Source organism: Kitasatospora sp. NPDC094019, assembly GCF_044764505.1.
In the GTDB taxonomy this organism is placed as follows: Bacteria; Actinomycetota; Actinomycetes; order Streptomycetales; family Streptomycetaceae; genus Kitasatospora.
Map to the genome: position 1 here is coordinate 61,343 of NZ_JBIWIF010000008.1, position 16,000 is coordinate 77,342.

Sequence of the window (16,000 nt, forward strand, 5' to 3'; positions counted from 1 at the left end):
GTCCTCTCGTACGGGTGCGGAGCTGGCAGGGGGGAGGGGGCAGGCGGTGCGGCGGGTCAGGCGGTGCGGCGGCGGGCCGCGCCCAGGACGCGGTGGAGCCGCAGGTCCGACTGGAGGTGGCCGTTCACATGGGCGAGCAACTGCCGTTCCTGGTCCTGGAGGTAGAAGTGGTCGCCGGGCAGGATCCGCATCTCGAAGGCGCCACCGGTGTACTCCGCCCAGGCGGCCAGCACCTCGGAGGGGCAGCCCTCGTCCTCGGCACCCGCGTACGCCACCACCGGCGCGCGGTGCCGGGGCGCGTCGGGCACCGCCCGGTAGTCGGCGGAGAGCCGGTAGTCGGCCCGGATGCTGGGCAGCACCAGCTCCAGCAGCATCGGGTCCTCGATCGCGGTGAGCGAGGAGTGGCCGAGCCGTCGCAGCTCGTCGAGGAAGTCGGCGTCGCTCTCGGCCTGGGTCTCCCGCACCCGCAGGTGCGGCGGCTCCGAGCCGGAGACGAAGATCCGCAGCGGCTGGATCCCGTACTCGGCGTCCAGCCGCAGCGCCACCTCGTGCGCGACGACCGATCCCATGCTGTGCCCGAACAGCGCCAGCGGCACGTCCGCCAGCTGCCGCAGGGCGCCGGCGATCCCGTCGGCCATGGCGTGCACGGAGGCGGCGAAGGGCTCGCCGATCCGGTCCTGGCGGCCCGGGTAGCAGGCCGCCAGCACCTCGATGTCGGCGGGCAGCGAACGGGCCCAGTCCCGGTACGCGGTCGGGGCGCCACCGGCGTGCGGGAAGCACACCAGGCGGCAGCTCGGTGCGGCGGTCGCCCGGTAGGAGCGGAACCACCGGGCGGGGGAGTCGGTCATGGGCGTCCTTCGGGACCGAGGGAGCGGGCGTCCTGACCACGGTTCCGTCCGCGCCTATATCCCCGCCATATCGGCCCGGCCCCGGGGCGGTGTCGCGGGGTCGTGTCGCGGGGTTGTGACGTCCGCGGGGTGGTGCCCGTCGCCCCCCGGTGGCGAGACTGCCGTCGACGAGGGAGGTCGCGATGGGGGAACGGACGGAGTGGACCGCCCGGGGCGGGCAGACGGTGGAGGTCGACTACCCGGGCCCGGCCCGGACGGTGGTGCTGACCGTGACGGCGGACGGGCCGGCCGAGATCACCGTGCGCGCGGGCGGGGCGGACGGCACCGAGCTGTACCGGGGGAAGGGCGGCTGGAGCGTGCTGGTCCCCCCGGAGCGGCAGCGGGAGCTGCGCCGGATCACCGCGGCCGGCGTGAAGCGGTGGCAGCTGCGGCTGCACGACCCGGCGGCGGCGGCCGAGTTGACCGGCGAGGTCACCGGTACGGGTCCCCGGGTGCTGGTCCACCCGGGCGGCACCGCGGCCGTGGACGTCACGCACCGTTCCTCGGCGCGCGACGTCCAGCTGTTCCGGCTCGTCCGGCCCACGGCGGACGGCGACCGGGAGGTGCTGGCGACCAACGAGCACTTCGGGCGCGACGACCGGTCGCGGAACTGGACCCTGGTGCTGGAGGGCCCGCAGGTGCTGGTGGTCGAGCAGGGGGAGAGCTGGTCCCTCACCGGCCGCCCGGCGGACCTGCCGCCGTCGACGGAGACGGTGCGGTACGGCGTCGGGGACCGCCGCGAGGTCTTCGCCTGGCCCGACGGGAAGGGTTCGGTCCTGCTGGAGGTCGAGGCCGTGGACGGAGTCCTGCTGGGGCTGGAGGACCACGCCGGTCGGACGCTGCAGTTCGTTCACGCCAGGGCGGAGAACGGTGTCCAGCGACTGCTGGTGTGGGCCGACCCGGCCCGGCGCGCGCTCGGTCCGTTCCGGGGCGAGGTGCTCCGTTCCCGGCGTGGGTGGCGGCTGGAACTGCTGCCGGTCGAGGACGCCCGCGAGCTGGTCGGCCGGGTGGACGGCACCGGACACGACGTCCTGGCCTACACCGGGCCCCCGGCGGTGCTGCGGGCCTGGTCGCTCACGGACGCGGCGTCGTCCGTCAAGGTCGAGGCCGGGGCCTGGCGGATCGCGACCGGGTACGGCGGCCCACAGGAGTGGGGCGGCGCCATGCCGGTCGGCGGCCCGTCGGAGCCGGACGAACCGGAGCAGGTCCGGGTGGAGAGCGGCGGCCGGTGGCGGCTGGAGGTGGTCCCGCTCGCGGCGCTGCCCACCTTCGACCGTCGACTCGTCGGCCGGGGCGCCGACGTGGTCCGCTGGGCCGGTCCGCCGGGGCGGCTGACCGTGCGGACCACGCGGCGGCGCGGAGGGCTCGTGGAGGCGACCGTGCTGGACGAGCGGCTGAACCCGCTCGGTGTCACCAGCACGTACGGTCGGCGGCGGCACGAGCCGGTGGAGCTACCGCACGGCCGTCCGGTGGCGGTCCGGACCTGGGGCCACGACGTCCGCTGGCGGCTGGTCGTGCGGTGAACCCGCCCGCTCCGGCCGGCGCCGCAGCAGCACCGCGACCAGGACGGCCCCCGCCAGCGCGGCGAGACCGGCGGTGAACAGGGTGTGGTCCAGCGCGGTGGCGAAGGCCGGACGGAGGACCTCCCCGGGCAGCCCGGCCGGAGGCCGTCCGGCCGCCAGCGCGCGGGCGGCCGCGTCCGGGTCCGGGCCCGCCGCGGGCCCACCGGCCAGGGCCTCGCCCAGGCCCCGGTGCAGGACGAGACCGAGGACGGCGATGCCGAGTGCCTGGCCGAGCTGCCGGAAGGTGTTGAGGGCGCCGCCGGCCATGCCGCCGCGCTCCGGCGGGACGGCCGCCATCGCGGCGGACGCCAGCACCGGGCTGACCGCGCCGATCCCGAGACCGGTCAGGGCGAGGCCGGGCAGCAGCGCGGCCCAGCCGGAGGAGCCGTCCAGGAGGCCCTGCAGCAGTGTGCCCAGGCCGATCACGGTCAGGCCGCCGGCCAGCGGCACCGCGACCGGCAGCGCGGCCAGCCGACGGCCCGCCAGCGCCGGGACGGCGAAGGCGACGACGCTCATCGGCAGCAGGGCGAGCCCGGTCGCCATCGGGCCGAGGCCGAGCACCGACTGCAGCCAGAGCGAGGTGTACGGCAGGCCGGAGAAGGCGGCGGCCGAGTAGACCGCGCCGCACAGCAGCACCCCGGCGAAGGCCGGGCGGCGCAGCAGCGCCGGCTCCAGCAACGGGTGCGGGCTGCGCCGTTCGACCAGGACGAACACGGCGAGCGCCACCACCGCCGCGGCGCCCGCGCCCAGGACGGAGGCCGAGGTCCAGCCGTCCGTGCCACCGCGGATCAGTCCCAGGACGGCGGCCCCGGCGGCGACCGTGAAGGCGGCCGCGCCGGGCAGGTCGAGCCGGCGGGCGGCGGGGTCACGGGACTCCGGCAGCGTCCGCCGGGCCAGGACGACGGCGGCGACCGCGAGCGGCAGGTTCACCAGGAAGACCGACCGCCAGCCCAGGTACTCGGTGAGCAGTCCGCCGGCCACCGGACCGACGGCCGCCGCCGCGCCGCTGACGGAGCCCCAGACACCGAAGGCCACCGCCCGGTCGCGGCCCCGGTAGGCCAGGTTGAGCAGTGCCATCGCGGTCGCGAACATCGCCGCGCCGCCGCCCGCCTGGACGATCCGCGCCCCCACCAGGGTGGCGCCGTCCGGGGCGAGCCCGCAGACCAGCGAGGCGAGCGCGAACACCACCAGGCCCACCGTGTACACCCGCCGCCGGCCCACCCGGTCGGCCAGCGCGCCGAGGCCGAGCAGCAGCGCGGCCAGCGCCAGCGCGTAGCCGTCGAGCACCCACTGCAGGCCGTCGAAGCCCAGGTCCAGCCCGGCGCCGATGTCCGGCAGAGCCACGATCACGATGCTGACGTCGGTCAGCAGCATGAACACTCCGAGACAGACCGCGACCAGCGGTCCCCACTTGCGCATTCCCGTTCCCCCGCTCGTTTCCCGGCCGCGCGCGGCCGTGTTCGTCCGCGTCGGGCCGTTCCGGCCGCTCCGGTCGGACAGTCCGTCACTCTCGGCCCGGTACCCACGGGTGCGCCGCCCGGAGGGGTGGTTCCGGCGGATCTCGACATCACCTACCATCCGGACGGTGGAAAACGTGGCGCTGGACGGGCTGGACCGGGCACTGCTGCACGCCCTGCAGGTGGACGGCCGGGCGCCGTTCCGGCGGATCGCCGAGGTGCTCGGGGTGTCCGACCAGACGGTGGCCCGCCGCTACCAGCGGCTGCGCGCCGCCGGGGTGGTGCGGGTGGTGGGGCGGACCGACGCCCGGCTGCTCGGCCAGGTCGACTGGCTGACCCGGATCCGGTGCGTGCCCGACGCCGCCGCGCCGCTGGCCGAGGCCCTGGCCCGGCGGCCGGACACCTCCTGGGTGAGCCTGCTGTCCGGTGGCGAGATCGTCTGCAACGCCCGGGCGCGGCTGCGGCCGGAGCGCGAGGAACTGCTGCTCGGCACGCTGCCCCGGAGCCCGCGGGTCCTGGCGGTCTCCGCGCACTACCTGCTGCGCACCCATGTCGGCGGGCAGGTGGCGTGGAGCGGGCGTACCTCGGCGCTGAGCGCCGGGCAGACCGCCCGGCTCCGGGGCGCGGCGGTGTCCGGCGCGCCGTCGGGGGCGCCGTCGGGGGCGCCGTCGGGGTCCGCGGCGCCGGGTGGCGGGCCGGAGGTGCCGGATCCGCTGGACCGGGCGCTGCTGGCGGCGCTCGCGGTGGACGGGCGGGCCTCGCTGGCCGCGCTGGCAGCCGGGACGGGGAGCCCGGAGACGACGGTGCGCCGGCGGCTGGCCGCGCTGACCGGCGCCGGGCTGCTCTTCTTCGACGTGGACGTCGACCCCCGGCCGCTCGGCTTCGAGGTCGAGGCGTTCTGCTGGCTGACCGTGGCGCCGGGGCGGCTGGCGGCCGTCGGCCGGGCGATGGCCGACCACCCGGAGGTGGGCTTCGTGGCGGCGACCACCGGGCCGAGCAATCTGGTGGCGGGGCTGGTCTGCCGGGACACCGGGGCGTTCTACGACTACCTGACGGAGGGGCTGGGAGGACTGGAGGGTGTGGTCGCGGTGGAGACGGCGCCGCTGCTCCGGAGCGTCAAACGAGCCGGGATGATGATCCCGTCATCGAACAGTAGGTAAAAGTCAGTTCATGACCGAAAAGCCAAGATCTCTGGCAAATTATTTGTCTACAGATCATCGGACAAATAGAGATTTCTATGATTCCCCTCGAAAATGACTCGACCCGCCTTACGGGCGCCCTTAGTATCTGAACGAACACTTTTGGTGACCGTTCGACCGCGGACGGCGAAGGGGGTCGTCATGGGCGAGCAGCTTCGAACCGTGCTGCGTCATGTCGCCTACCCGTTCCTGCTGGTCACACTGCTGGGGATAGCCGTCGCGACCCCGCGTCTGCGGTGGGACCACGGTCGGGTGAGCCAGCTGTTCCTGCTCGGTGTGATCGCATTCATGGCTCTGCTCGAACGTTTGATTCCGTACGAACCGGAATGGTCTCCGAGCGTGCGCGAGTGGGGCTGGTACGGCGTCTACTTCGTGCTGACGATGATCGGCGGGGCACTGTCCCAGGTGCCCGTGGCGACCCTCGTCGGCTGGTTCGCCCCACCCCGGTCGGCCCTGCCGCCCTGGGTGGAGATCCCGGCCGCCCTGCTGCTGGGGTCGCTGGCCAACTACCTGGTCCACCGCTGGTGCCACACCAGCCCGCGGCTCTGGCGGCTGCACGGCGTCCACCATGTGCCCGACAAGGTGAACGTCGGCAACAACGGGGTCAACCACCTGCTGGACGTACTGCTCACCCAGGGCGCTGTCCAGCTCGCGCTGGCCCTGGCCGGGTTCTCGGAGCCGACGGTGTTCGTGGTCGGCCTGTTCGTCGTCGCCCAGGGCTACTTCGTGCACGCCAACATCGACGTGCGGATCGGCCCGCTCAACCATGTGCTCGCCGGTCCGGAGCAGCACCGGCTGCACCACAGCACCGATCTGGCGGAGGCCGGGCACTACGGCTCCGACCTGTCGGTCTGGGACCACGTCTTCGGCAGCTTCACCTGGCGGCCCGGCCGCCGGCCGCTCGCGGTCGGGCTGGCGAACCCGGCCGACTTCCCCGCCACCGGCCGGATCCTCGCCAGCCACCTCCAGGTCTGGCGCCGTACCGCCCGGGCCGAGCGGTCCCCGACCGGTACGACCTGAGCCGCCCCCCGACCCCGCCCGTTCTCGTCCCGTCCCCGACGACCCGTGCCCGCCCTGCCCACCGGCCCCGCACCCCCCTTTCCCCACCGGCTCGCCCCTTCGGCCGACCCGGCTTCCGGCCTGCCCGGAATCCGGCGCGCGGCCGCTGTCCCCCGGCGCGCGCGGCGCTCCCGCAGCCCGCCGCGCGCGCGAACGCAGCGACCCAAGGACTCGACTCCTATGACGGATTCCCGCTTCGTCACCTCCCCGGACCTCCCCGATCCCTCCGAACGCCCCGCTCCCGGCGGCCCGTCCGCCGCGCCGGGCGCCGGACGGGAGAAGATCGCGATCATCGGGATCGGCTGCCGCCTGCCCGGTGGGGCGAGCGACCACCGCTCCTACTGGCAGAACCTCGTCGACGGCAAGGACTGCATCACCGCGACTCCGCGCAGCCGCTACGACGTCGCCACCCTGGGCAGCCGGGACAAGGCCAAGCCCGGTCGGCTGGTCGGCGGCCGCGGCGGCTACATCGACGGCTTCGACGAGTTCGACCCGGCGTTCTTCGGCATCAGCGGCCGCGAGGCCGACCACATGGACCCGCAGCAGCGGAAACTGCTGGAAGTGGCCTGGGAGGCGCTGGAGGACGGCGGGCAGAAGCCGGCCGAACTCGCGGGCCGTGAGGTGGGCGTCTACGTCGGCGCGTTCACCCTGGACTACAAGATCCTCCAGTTCTCGGACCTCTCCTTCGACACCCTCGCCCCGCACACCGCCACCGGCACCATGATGACGATGGTGTCGAACCGCATCTCGCACTGCTTCGACTTCCGCGGCCCCAGCGTCTCCCTCGACACCGCCTGCTCCTCCTCCCTGGTCGCCGTCCACCTCGCGGTGCAGAGCCTTCAGCGCGGCGAGACCGACCTCGCCCTCGCCGGCGGCACCCTGCTGCACATCGCCCCGCAGTACACGATCGCGGAGACGAAGGGCGGTTTCCTCTCCCCGCAGGGCCGCTCCCGCACCTTCGACGCGGCGGCCGACGGCTACGTCCGGGCCGAGGGCGTCGCGGTGGTCGCGCTCAAACGGCTCTCCGACGCGCTGCGCGACGGGGACCCGGTCCACGCCGTCGTCATCGGCAGCGGCGTCAACCAGGACGGCCGCACCAACGGCATCACCGTGCCCAACCCGGACGCCCAGGTGGCCCTGATCGAGCGGGTCTGCGCCGAGGCCGGGATCGTCCCCGGCAGCCTCCAGTACGTCGAGGCGCACGGCACCTCCACCCCGGTCGGCGACCCGATCGAGGCGGGCGCCCTGGCCCGGGCCCTCGCCGTCGGGCGCCGTCCGGGCGACAAGTGCTACGTCGGATCGGTCAAGACCAACATCGGGCACACCGAGTCGGCCTCCGGCCTGGCCGGGCTGATCAAGTCCGCGCTCGCCCTCAAGCACCGGATCGTGCCGCCGCACATCAATCTGGAACGGCTCAACCCGGCGATCGACCCGGCCTCCCTGCCCTACGAGATCCCCACCGAGGCCACCCCCTGGCCGGCCCACGAGGGCCCGGCCCGGGCCGGGGTCAACTCCTTCGGCTTCGGCGGGACCAACGCCCACGTCCTGCTGGAGGCGGCGCCGGAGCCGTCACCGGCGCCCGTGCCCGCTCCGGCCGCCGGGCCCACCGCCGCCGGGGCCACCGCCCACGAACCGGCCGCCGCCCGCCCGGTCTGGACGGTGCTGCCGCTGACCGCCGGGGAGGCCGCCGCCCTGCCCGAACTGGCCGCCGGCGTCCAGGCCGAGCTGGCCGGCGTCCGCGGCGGCAGTCCGGCCCGCCCGGCCGACCTGGGCCACACCCTCGCCCACCGCCGCCAGCACCACGACGCCCGGCTCTCGGTCGTCTACGACGCCCGCGAGCACGCCGCCCGCGCCTCGCTCGACGAGGCGCTCACCGCCCATCTGCGCGGCGAACCGCACCCCCGGGTCCTCACCGGCCACCGCCGCGAGGCCCGGCACCGCCGACTGGCCTGGGTCTTCACCGGGATGGGCCCGCAGTGGTGGGCGATGGGACGCCGCCTGCTCGCCACCGAACCGGTCTACCGGGAGGCCGTCGAGGCGTGCGCCGAGCACCTCGCCGAGCTGGCCGGCTGGTCGCTGATCGACGAACTCGGAGCCGACGAGGCGGACTCCCGGATGGCCGGGACCTGGCTCGCCCAGCCCGCCAACTTCGCCGTCCAGACCGGCCTGGCCGCACTCTGGCGCAGCCGGGGCGTGCGGCCCGACGCGATCGTCGGCCACTCCACCGGCGAGGTCGCCGCCTTCTACGAGGCCGGGGTCTACGACCTCGCCGACGCGGTCAAGGTGGTGTTCCACCGCAGCCGGCTCCAGCAACGGCTGGCCGGCACCGGCGGCATGCTCGCCGTCTCGCTCACCGAGGCCGAGGCGCTGCGCCGGATCCGCCCGTACGGGGGCGCGGTCTCGGTCGCCGCGGTGAACAGCCCCACCGCGCTCACCCTCGCCGGGGACGCGCCGGCCCTCGCCGAGCTGGCCGCCGCGCTCACCGCCGAGCAGGTCTTCGCCCGGCCGCTGAACGTCGAAGTCCCTTACCACAGCGCCCGGATGGAGCTGATCAAGGACGAGCTGGCGGAGTCGCTCGCCGACCTCAAGGCCCGCCCGGCGCAGACCCCGCTCTACCTCACCGGCCGCGAGGGCACCGCGCGCGGCACCGAGTTGGACGCCGGGTACTGGTGGCACAACGTCCGCGACAGCGTCCGCTTCCGGCAGGCCGTGGAGCGGCTCGGCGACGACGGCTACGGCCTGTTCCTGGAGATCGGCCCGCACCCGGTGCTCGGCCGGTCGATCCAGGAGACCCTGGAGGCCCACCCGGGCACGGCCGACCGGCCGGAGCCGCGGACCCTGCCCTCGATCCGCCGCCAGGAGGACGAACAGGCCACCTTCACCGCCTCGCTGGCCGCGCTCCACAACCTCGGCGTCGAGGTCGACTGGTCGGTGCTCCAGCCCGCCGGGCGGATCGTCCCGCTGCCCCGCTACCCGTTCCGGCGCGACCGGCACTGGGTCGAGCCGAGGGCGGTCGCCGAGGTCAGGCAGGGCCGGGTCGACCATCCGTTGCTCGGCCGCCGGCTGCCCGGCGCCGAACCCGCCTGGGAGGCCCGGCTCGACGCCGAGGCCCTGCCGTACCTGGAGGACCACCGGATCCAGGGCGACGTGGTGTTCCCGGCCGCCGGTTATCTGGAGATGGCCGTCCAGGCGGTCCGCGCGCTCACCGGCGGGGCGGACGCCGCCCTGGCCGACATCGAGTTGCGCAAGGCGCTGCTGCTGCCGGACGACGAGAGCCGCGCCGTCCGGCTCACCCTCTGTGCCGAGGAGGGGACCTTCACCGTCGCCACCGGCGAGGGCCGCGAGCGCGCCGTGCACGCCGTCGGCACCGTCCGCCCCGGCCAGCGCCGCCGGCCGGGCCGGCCGCTGGACGCGGAGGCGGTCCGCGGGCGGGCGGTGCGCCGGCTCGCCGGGCCGGACTGCTACGCCGCGCTCGCCGCGCTCGGTTACCACTACGGTCCCGCCTTCCAGGGCATCGAGGAGGTCTGGATCGGTCCCGGCGAGGCGCTCGCCCGGATCCGCCCGCCCGCCCGGGTCGCCGGGCAGGGCGAGCGGCACCAGGTGCACCCGGTGGTGATGGACGCCTTCTTCCAGACCCTGCTGACACCCCAGCTGCTGACCGGACGGCCGGCGGACGGCCGGGGGATCCGGCTGCCGGTGGCGATCGCGGAGGTCCGGCTGGACGCGGTCGGCGACCGCCCGCTCTGGGTGCACGCCACCGTCACCCGGGACGCCGGCGCCGAACTCCTCGGCGACCTCGCGGTGTACGAGGAGCAGGGTGCCCCGCTCGGCGCGGTCACCGGCTTCCGGGCCGCCGACGTCGAGCGGGCCGCCACCGCGGTCGGCCTCGGCACCATCGACGGCTGGCTCGCCGAACCGGCCTGGACGGAGCTCCCGGCCGCCGGTGACGCCCCGGACCTGCTGGCCGAACACCCCGACCACTGGCTGCTGTTCGCCGACGCCGGCGGGGTCGCGGAGGCCCTGGCCGAGCGGATCGCCGCGCGCGGCGGCAGCTGCCTGCTGGTCCGTCCCGGCACCGGCCACGAGGCCGCCGGCGACGGCCGTTCGGCCACCGTCGGCCCGGGCTCGGCCGAGGACCTCTCCCGGCTGCTCGCCGGGCGGAGGGCCGGGGGCCTCCCCGACCCGGCCGCCGTGGTCCACCTGTGGAACCTCGACCGCCCCACACTCGCCGCCGCCGACTCGGCCGCCGTGGCCGGTCACACCGCCCCCGGCGCCTACAGCCTGGTCACGCTCGCCACCCTGCTGGCGGCCGAACTCCCCGACTGCCGCCTCCATGTGGTCACCCGGGCCGCCCAGGCCGTCACCCCCGGCGACCTCGTCGAACCCCTCGCCGCCCCGGCCTGGGGCATCACCCGGGTCCTGCGGCACCAGGAGCTCCCCACCCATCAGGGCAAACTCGTCGACCTCCCCGCCCGCGCCGCCACCGCGGACGCCACCACCGGTACGGCGGCGGACGCGGAGGCCGAGGCGCTGCTGCGTGAGTTCGCGCTGGCCGACGAGGACGAGATCGCGCTGCGCGGCGGCCGGCGGCTCACCAGCCGGCTGCGGATCGCCGAGGGCCTCAGCCGCCCGCTGGCGCCGAGGTTGCGGGCGGACGGCGCGTACCTGGTGACCGGGGCGTTCGGCGCGCTCGGGCAGCTGCTCTGCCGGACGCTGGTGAAGCGCGGCGCCCGCCGGCTGATCCTGGTCGGCCGCAGCACGCCGCCGCCGCGCGAACAGTGGCGCACCCTCGACCCGGAGAGCCGCGACGGTCGGCGGGCGGCCTTCCTGCGCGAGCTGGAGGAGCTCGGGGCCGAGGCCGTCCCGGCCGCGCTGGACGTCACCGACGAGCCCGCGCTGGCCGCCTGGCTGGCCGAGTACCGCCGACTGGACCGGCCGCCGGTCCGGGGGGTCTTCCACCTCGCCGGACAGGTCAGGGACACCCTGGTCGGCGAGCTGGACCGGCCGGCCTTCGACGCCGTGTACGGCCCCAAGGTGCTCGGCGCCCTCGCCCTGCACCGGCAGCTGGCCGGGGAGCCGATCGACCACTTCGTGCTGTTCGCCTCGATCGCCTCCCTGCTGACCACCGCCGGCCAGACCAACTACGCCGCCGGCAACGCCTTCCTGGACGCCCTCGCCCATCACCGCCGCACGCTCGGCCTGCCCGCGCTGAGCCTGGACTGGGGCCCCTGGGCCACCGGGATGATCGAGGAACTCGGCCTGATCGACCACTACCGGCACAGCCGGGGCATGAGCTCGCTCGCCCCGGAGACCGGGATGGCCGTGCTGGAGCGGGTGCTCGGCCAGGACCGGGCCCAGCTGCTGGTCGCCACCGTGGTCGACTGGCCGGTCTTCCTCTCCTGGTACCCGGCCCCGCCGCCGCTGGTGAGCGAACTCGCCGCCGCCGCCCGGGAGTCCGCCCCGGCCGTCGAGCGGGACGGTCTGCTCGACACGCTGCGGACGGCCGGAGAGGAGGAGCGGCGGTCCCTGCTCACCGAACTGTTCACCGCGCTGGCCGCCACCGTGCTGCGGGTGCCGGCCGACCGGATCGACCCGGCCGCCGGCCTCGGCGGCCTCGGCCTGGACTCGCTGCTGGCGATGGAGCTGCGGGCCCGGTTGGGCGGCGAGCTCGGGGTCACCCTCCCGGTGGTGGCGCTGCTCGGGAACGCGCCGGTGGCCGAGCTGGTCGCCCGGCTGCACGAGTCGCTGACCGAGCTGCTGGACGAGGAGCCGGCCGGTCCGGGCGCGACCGGGGTGGAGCGGCACGAGGACGAGTCGGCCCACCCGCTGACCCACAACCAGAAGGCGCTCTGGTTCCTCAAGCAGCTCAACCCGGACGGCTTCGCCTACAACATCGGCGGCGCGGTCGAGGTGCGGGTGGAGCTGGAGCCCGAGCTGATGGCGGCGGCCTTCCGGGCGATGGTCGAGCGCCACCCCAGCCTGCGGGCGAACTTCGTGCTCGACGAGGGCCGGGCGGTGCAGCGGATCTCCGCCGCGGTGGAACCGGACTTCGACGTCTTCGACGTGGAGCACCTGGCCTGGGACGACATCCACGCGATGATCGTCCGCGAGTACCGCAGACCGTACGACCTGGAGCGGGACCCGCTGGTGAGGTTCCGGCTGTTCCGGCGCGGCCCGGCCCGCTGGGTGATCATGAAGGCCGTCCACCACATCATCTCGGACGCGATCTCCACCTTCACCTTCATCGAGGAACTGCTCGCGGTCTACGAGGGGTTGCGCAGGGGTCGGACGCCCGAGCTGCCCCCGGTCGCCGCCCGCTACCTGGACTTCCTCAACCGGCAGAACGCCTTCCTGGCCGGCCGCGAGGCGCCGAGGATGCTGGAGTACTGGCGCTCGCACCTGCCGGCCGAGGTGCCGCTGCTCAGCCTGCCGACCGACAAGCCCCGGCCGGCGGTGCAGACCCACAACGGCGCCTCCGAGTTCTTCGTCCTGGACGAGGAGCTCAGTGCCCGGGTCCACGCGCTGGCCCGGGAGCACAACGTCACCGTCTTCATGGTGCTGCTCAGCGCCTACTACCTGCTGCTGCACGCCTACGCGGGCCAGGAGGACATCATCGTCGGCAGCCCGGTGACGGGCCGCACCGACGAGGAGTTCGCCGGCGTCTACGGCTACTTCGTCAACCCGCTGCCGCTGCACGTCTCGCTGGCCGGCGGGCCGACCGTGGCCGAGCTGCTGGAGCGGGTGCGCACCACCGTGCTCGGCGGGCTGGACCACCAGGAGTACCCGTTCGTGCTGCTGGTGGAGAAGCTCGGGTTGCAGCACGACCCGAGCCGCTCGGCGGTCTTCCAGGCGATGTTCATCCTGCTGCACCACAAGGTGGCCACCGAGAAGTACGGATACCACCTGGAGTACATCGAACTCCCCGAGGAGGAAGGGCAGTTCGATCTCACCCTGTCCGCCTACGAGGACGAGGCCGAGCACCGCTTCCACTGCGTCTTCAAGTACAACACCGACCTCTTCCTGCCCGCGACGACGGCCCGGATGGCGCGCCACTACGTCAATCTCCTCGCCGCGCTGACCACGGTGGGGCCCGAGCGGGCGGCCACCGGGCTGGAGCTGCTCGACGAGCGGGAGCGGGTCCTGGTGCTCCGCGAGTGGAGCGGGGCCGACCGGCGGGTGCCGTTCGCCGATCCGGTCCACGAGCTGGTGCTGCGCGCGGCGGCGGCCGACCCGGCGGCGCCGGCGGTGGTGGTGCCGACCGAGTCGGGCCCGACGGCCCGGCTGACGTACGGCGAGCTGGCCGGGCGCTCCCGGCGCGCCGCCGCCCGGCTGCGGGCACTGGGCGCCGGTCCGGGCACGGTGGTCGCGCTCTGCCTGGAGAAGTCGCCGGAGCTGATCGTGGCGCTGCTCGCGGTGCTCCGCACCGGCGCGGCCTACCTGCCACTGGACCCGGGTCACCCGGTGGAGCGGCTGGCGTACCTGGTCGGCCACACCGGTGCCGGGCTGCTGGTCGGCGACGACCGCGAGCGGCTCGGCGGGCTGCCGGCCCGGCTGGTCACCCCCGCCGAACTCGGCGCCGACAGCGGCACCGGCCGCACCGACGGGGACTCCGCCGACGGGGACCCCGCCGGGGACGACGGCTTCATCGAGGTGCCGGTGGGCCTCGACGACCCGGCCTACGTCATCCACACCTCCGGCTCCACCGGGCGGCCGAAGGCGGTCCGGGTCTCCCACGGCAACCTCGCCTCGGCCTATCGGGCCTGGCAGACCGAGTACCGCCTGGACACCGACGCCCGGACCCACCTCCAGATGGCCGGCCCCGCCTTCGACGTCTTCACCGGCGACGTGGTCCGGGCGCTGTGCTCGGGCGGCACCCTGGTGCTGGTCGGCCGGGAGCTGCTGTTCAACACCGCCCGGCTGTACGAGGTGATGCGCACCGAGCGGGTGGACGCCGCGGAGTTCGTCCCGGCGGTGGTCCGCACGGTGCTGGACCACTGCGAACGCACCGGGCGGGACTTGGCGTTCATGCGGTTGCTGGTGGTCGGCTCGGACGTCTGGAAGGTCGAGGAGTACCGGCGGCTGGGCGCCCTGTGCGGCCCGCGGACCAGGCTGGTCAACTCCTACGGGCTCACCGAGACCACCATCGACAGCGCCTACTTCGAGGGCCCGACGGACGGGCTGGAGCCCAGCCGGATGGTCCCGATCGGGCGGCCGTTCCCGAACAGCGCCTTCCATCTGCTCGACACCCAGGGCCGGCCGGTCCCGCCGGGGGTGACCGGGGAACTGTGGATCGGCGGGTCCGGTGTGGCGCTCGGCTACCTCGGCGACGAGGAGCAGACCGCCGGCCGCTTCGCCACCCTGCCGCTCGGCGGCGCCGACGGCACCGCCCCGGTCCGGCTCTACCGCACCGGGGACCTCGCCCGCTGGGACGCCGAGGGCGGGGTGCACCTGCTCGGCCGGGCCGATTCCCAGATCAAGGTGCGCGGCCACCGGATCGAGCTGGGCGAGATCGAGACCAGGCTGGCCGAATGGCCCGAGCTGGCCCGGGCGGTGGTCACCGTCCGGGCGGACCGGCGCGGCGAGCAGGTGCTCTGCGCCTACTGCGTGCCGGCGCCCGGCCGGACCTTCGACCACCGGGCGCTGCGCCGCCACCTGGCCGGGCAGCTGCCGACCTTCATGATCCCGACCCACTTCACCGAGCTGCCCGCGCTGCCGCTCACCGCCAACGGCAAGGTGGACGTGGCGGCGCTGCCCGAACCCCGCGCGGACGCCGCCGAGGCCGCCGAGCCACCGGTCACCCTCTACGAGGTCCGGATGGCCGAGCACTGGCGCGCCCTCCTCGGCATCGAGGAGCCGGGGCTCCAGCACGACTTCTTCGAGTCGGGCGGCTCGTCGATCAGACTGATCGAGCTGATCCACGGGCTCCAGGCCGAGTTCAACATCAGCATCCCGGTCGGCCAGTTGTTCAAGGTCACCACCCTGCACGGGATGGCGAAGACCGTGGAGCACATCATCACCGGCCGGATCGAGGGCTCCCGGCCCTACCTGGGCTTTAACCAGGAGCAGCGGCAGACGCTGTTCTGCTTCCCGCCGGCCGGCGGCCACGGGCTGGTGTACCGGCAGTTCGCGGCGCACCTGCCGGAGTACCGCACGATCGCCTTCAACTACGTGTCCGGGGACGACAAGGTCGACCAGTACGCGGATCTGGTCGAGGCGCTCCAGCCGGAGGGCCCGTGCGCGCTGCTCGGCTACTCGCTCGGCGGCAACCTCGCCTTCGAGGTCGCCAAGGAGCTGGAGCGGCGCGGCCGCGCGGTGCCCAACGTGGTGATCATGGACTCGCACCGGATCCCGGAGTCCTTCGACCTCGCCGACGAGCACCTGACGGCCTTCGAGACCGAGCTCGCCGAGCACCTCCACCGGCACACCGGCTCCGCCGCCGTCGCCCAGGAGACCCGTGAACAGGCCCGGGACTACCTGTTGTTCTGCAGCCGCACCCCCAACCACGGGGTGGTCGACGCCGCCCTCAGCGTGATCTCCGACGACGAGAAGGTGGCGCTGTACGAGGCCGGCCGGGACGGCGCCTGGCACGGCAGCTCGGCCACCCGGACGGCGGTCTTCAAGGGCTTCGGTACCCACGCCGAGATGCTCGACCGCGAGTTCATCGCCCACAACGCCGGGCTCGCCCGGTCGATCCTCACCGGAGCCGCCACCCATGCGTCCTGAGACGACCCGTCCCGAGATGACCCGTCCCGAGATGACCCACCCCGGGACGACCCGCCCCGGGATTCCCCCGGGGACACCCCCCGCGACGCCCTCCGGGCGGGCCCCGGGCCTGC

Annotated in this window: 6 protein-coding genes; 4 read left to right on the forward strand and 2 right to left on the reverse strand. The window is 74.8% G+C overall.

What is annotated here, in order from left to right:
* Window positions 1–56 precede the first annotated feature (56 nt).
* Entirely contained in the window at window positions 57–848 is a 792-nt protein-coding gene (locus tag ACIQ9P_RS19490; protein ID WP_402357147.1) for a thioesterase II family protein, read from the reverse strand.
* Between the two features lie 182 nt (window positions 849–1,030).
* Between ACIQ9P_RS19490 and ACIQ9P_RS19495 the strand changes: the two genes are divergently transcribed.
* Entirely contained in the window at window positions 1,031–2,410 is a 1,380-nt protein-coding gene (locus ACIQ9P_RS19495; RefSeq protein WP_402357150.1) for a hypothetical protein, read from the forward strand.
* Here ACIQ9P_RS19495 and ACIQ9P_RS19500 read toward each other — a convergent pair.
* The gene (locus tag ACIQ9P_RS19500) at window positions 2,339–3,868 is read right to left on the reverse strand and encodes an MFS transporter (RefSeq protein ID WP_402357153.1); all 1,530 of its coding nucleotides are present in this window, start codon (window positions 3,866–3,868) and stop codon (window positions 2,339–2,341) included. The two genes, ACIQ9P_RS19495 and ACIQ9P_RS19500, sit on opposite strands and share 72 nt — an antisense overlap.
* Before the next feature lie 166 nt (window positions 3,869–4,034).
* Here ACIQ9P_RS19500 and ACIQ9P_RS19505 point away from each other — a divergent pair, with 166 nt between their 5' ends.
* The 3 genes from ACIQ9P_RS19505 to ACIQ9P_RS19515 all read left to right on the forward strand — a co-directional run bounded on the left by ACIQ9P_RS19505 (window position 4,035) and on the right by ACIQ9P_RS19515 (window position 15,887).
* Window positions 4,035–5,066 (forward strand): Lrp/AsnC family transcriptional regulator, encoded by a 1,032-nt coding sequence (locus ACIQ9P_RS19505; protein WP_402357156.1) that lies wholly within the window; start codon window positions 4,035–4,037, stop codon window positions 5,064–5,066.
* Between the two features lie 180 nt (window positions 5,067–5,246).
* Complete coding sequence (locus ACIQ9P_RS19510) at window positions 5,247–6,125, forward strand: sterol desaturase family protein (protein WP_402357159.1); 879 nt, start codon at window positions 5,247–5,249, stop codon at window positions 6,123–6,125.
* A 219-nt stretch (window positions 6,126–6,344) separates the two neighbouring features.
* Entirely contained in the window at window positions 6,345–15,887 is a 9,543-nt protein-coding gene (locus tag ACIQ9P_RS19515; protein ID WP_402357162.1) for an amino acid adenylation domain-containing protein, read from the forward strand.
* The last annotated feature ends 113 nt before the right edge of the window (window positions 15,888–16,000 follow it).

Excerpts from the sequence above, each read along its gene's own strand:
- ACIQ9P_RS19490 (WP_402357147.1), bottom strand. The coding sequence starts at position 848 with ATGACCGACTCCCCCGCCCGGTGGTTCCGCTCCTACCGGGCGACCGCC.
- ACIQ9P_RS19495 (WP_402357150.1), top strand. The coding sequence starts at position 1,031 with ATGGGGGAACGGACGGAGTGGACCGCCCGGGGCGGGCAGACGGTGGAG.
- ACIQ9P_RS19500 (WP_402357153.1), bottom strand. The coding sequence starts at position 3,868 with ATGCGCAAGTGGGGACCGCTGGTCGCGGTCTGTCTCGGAGTGTTCATG.
- ACIQ9P_RS19510 (WP_402357159.1), top strand. The coding sequence starts at position 5,247 with ATGGGCGAGCAGCTTCGAACCGTGCTGCGTCATGTCGCCTACCCGTTC.
- ACIQ9P_RS19515 (WP_402357162.1), top strand. The coding sequence starts at position 6,345 with ATGACGGATTCCCGCTTCGTCACCTCCCCGGACCTCCCCGATCCCTCC.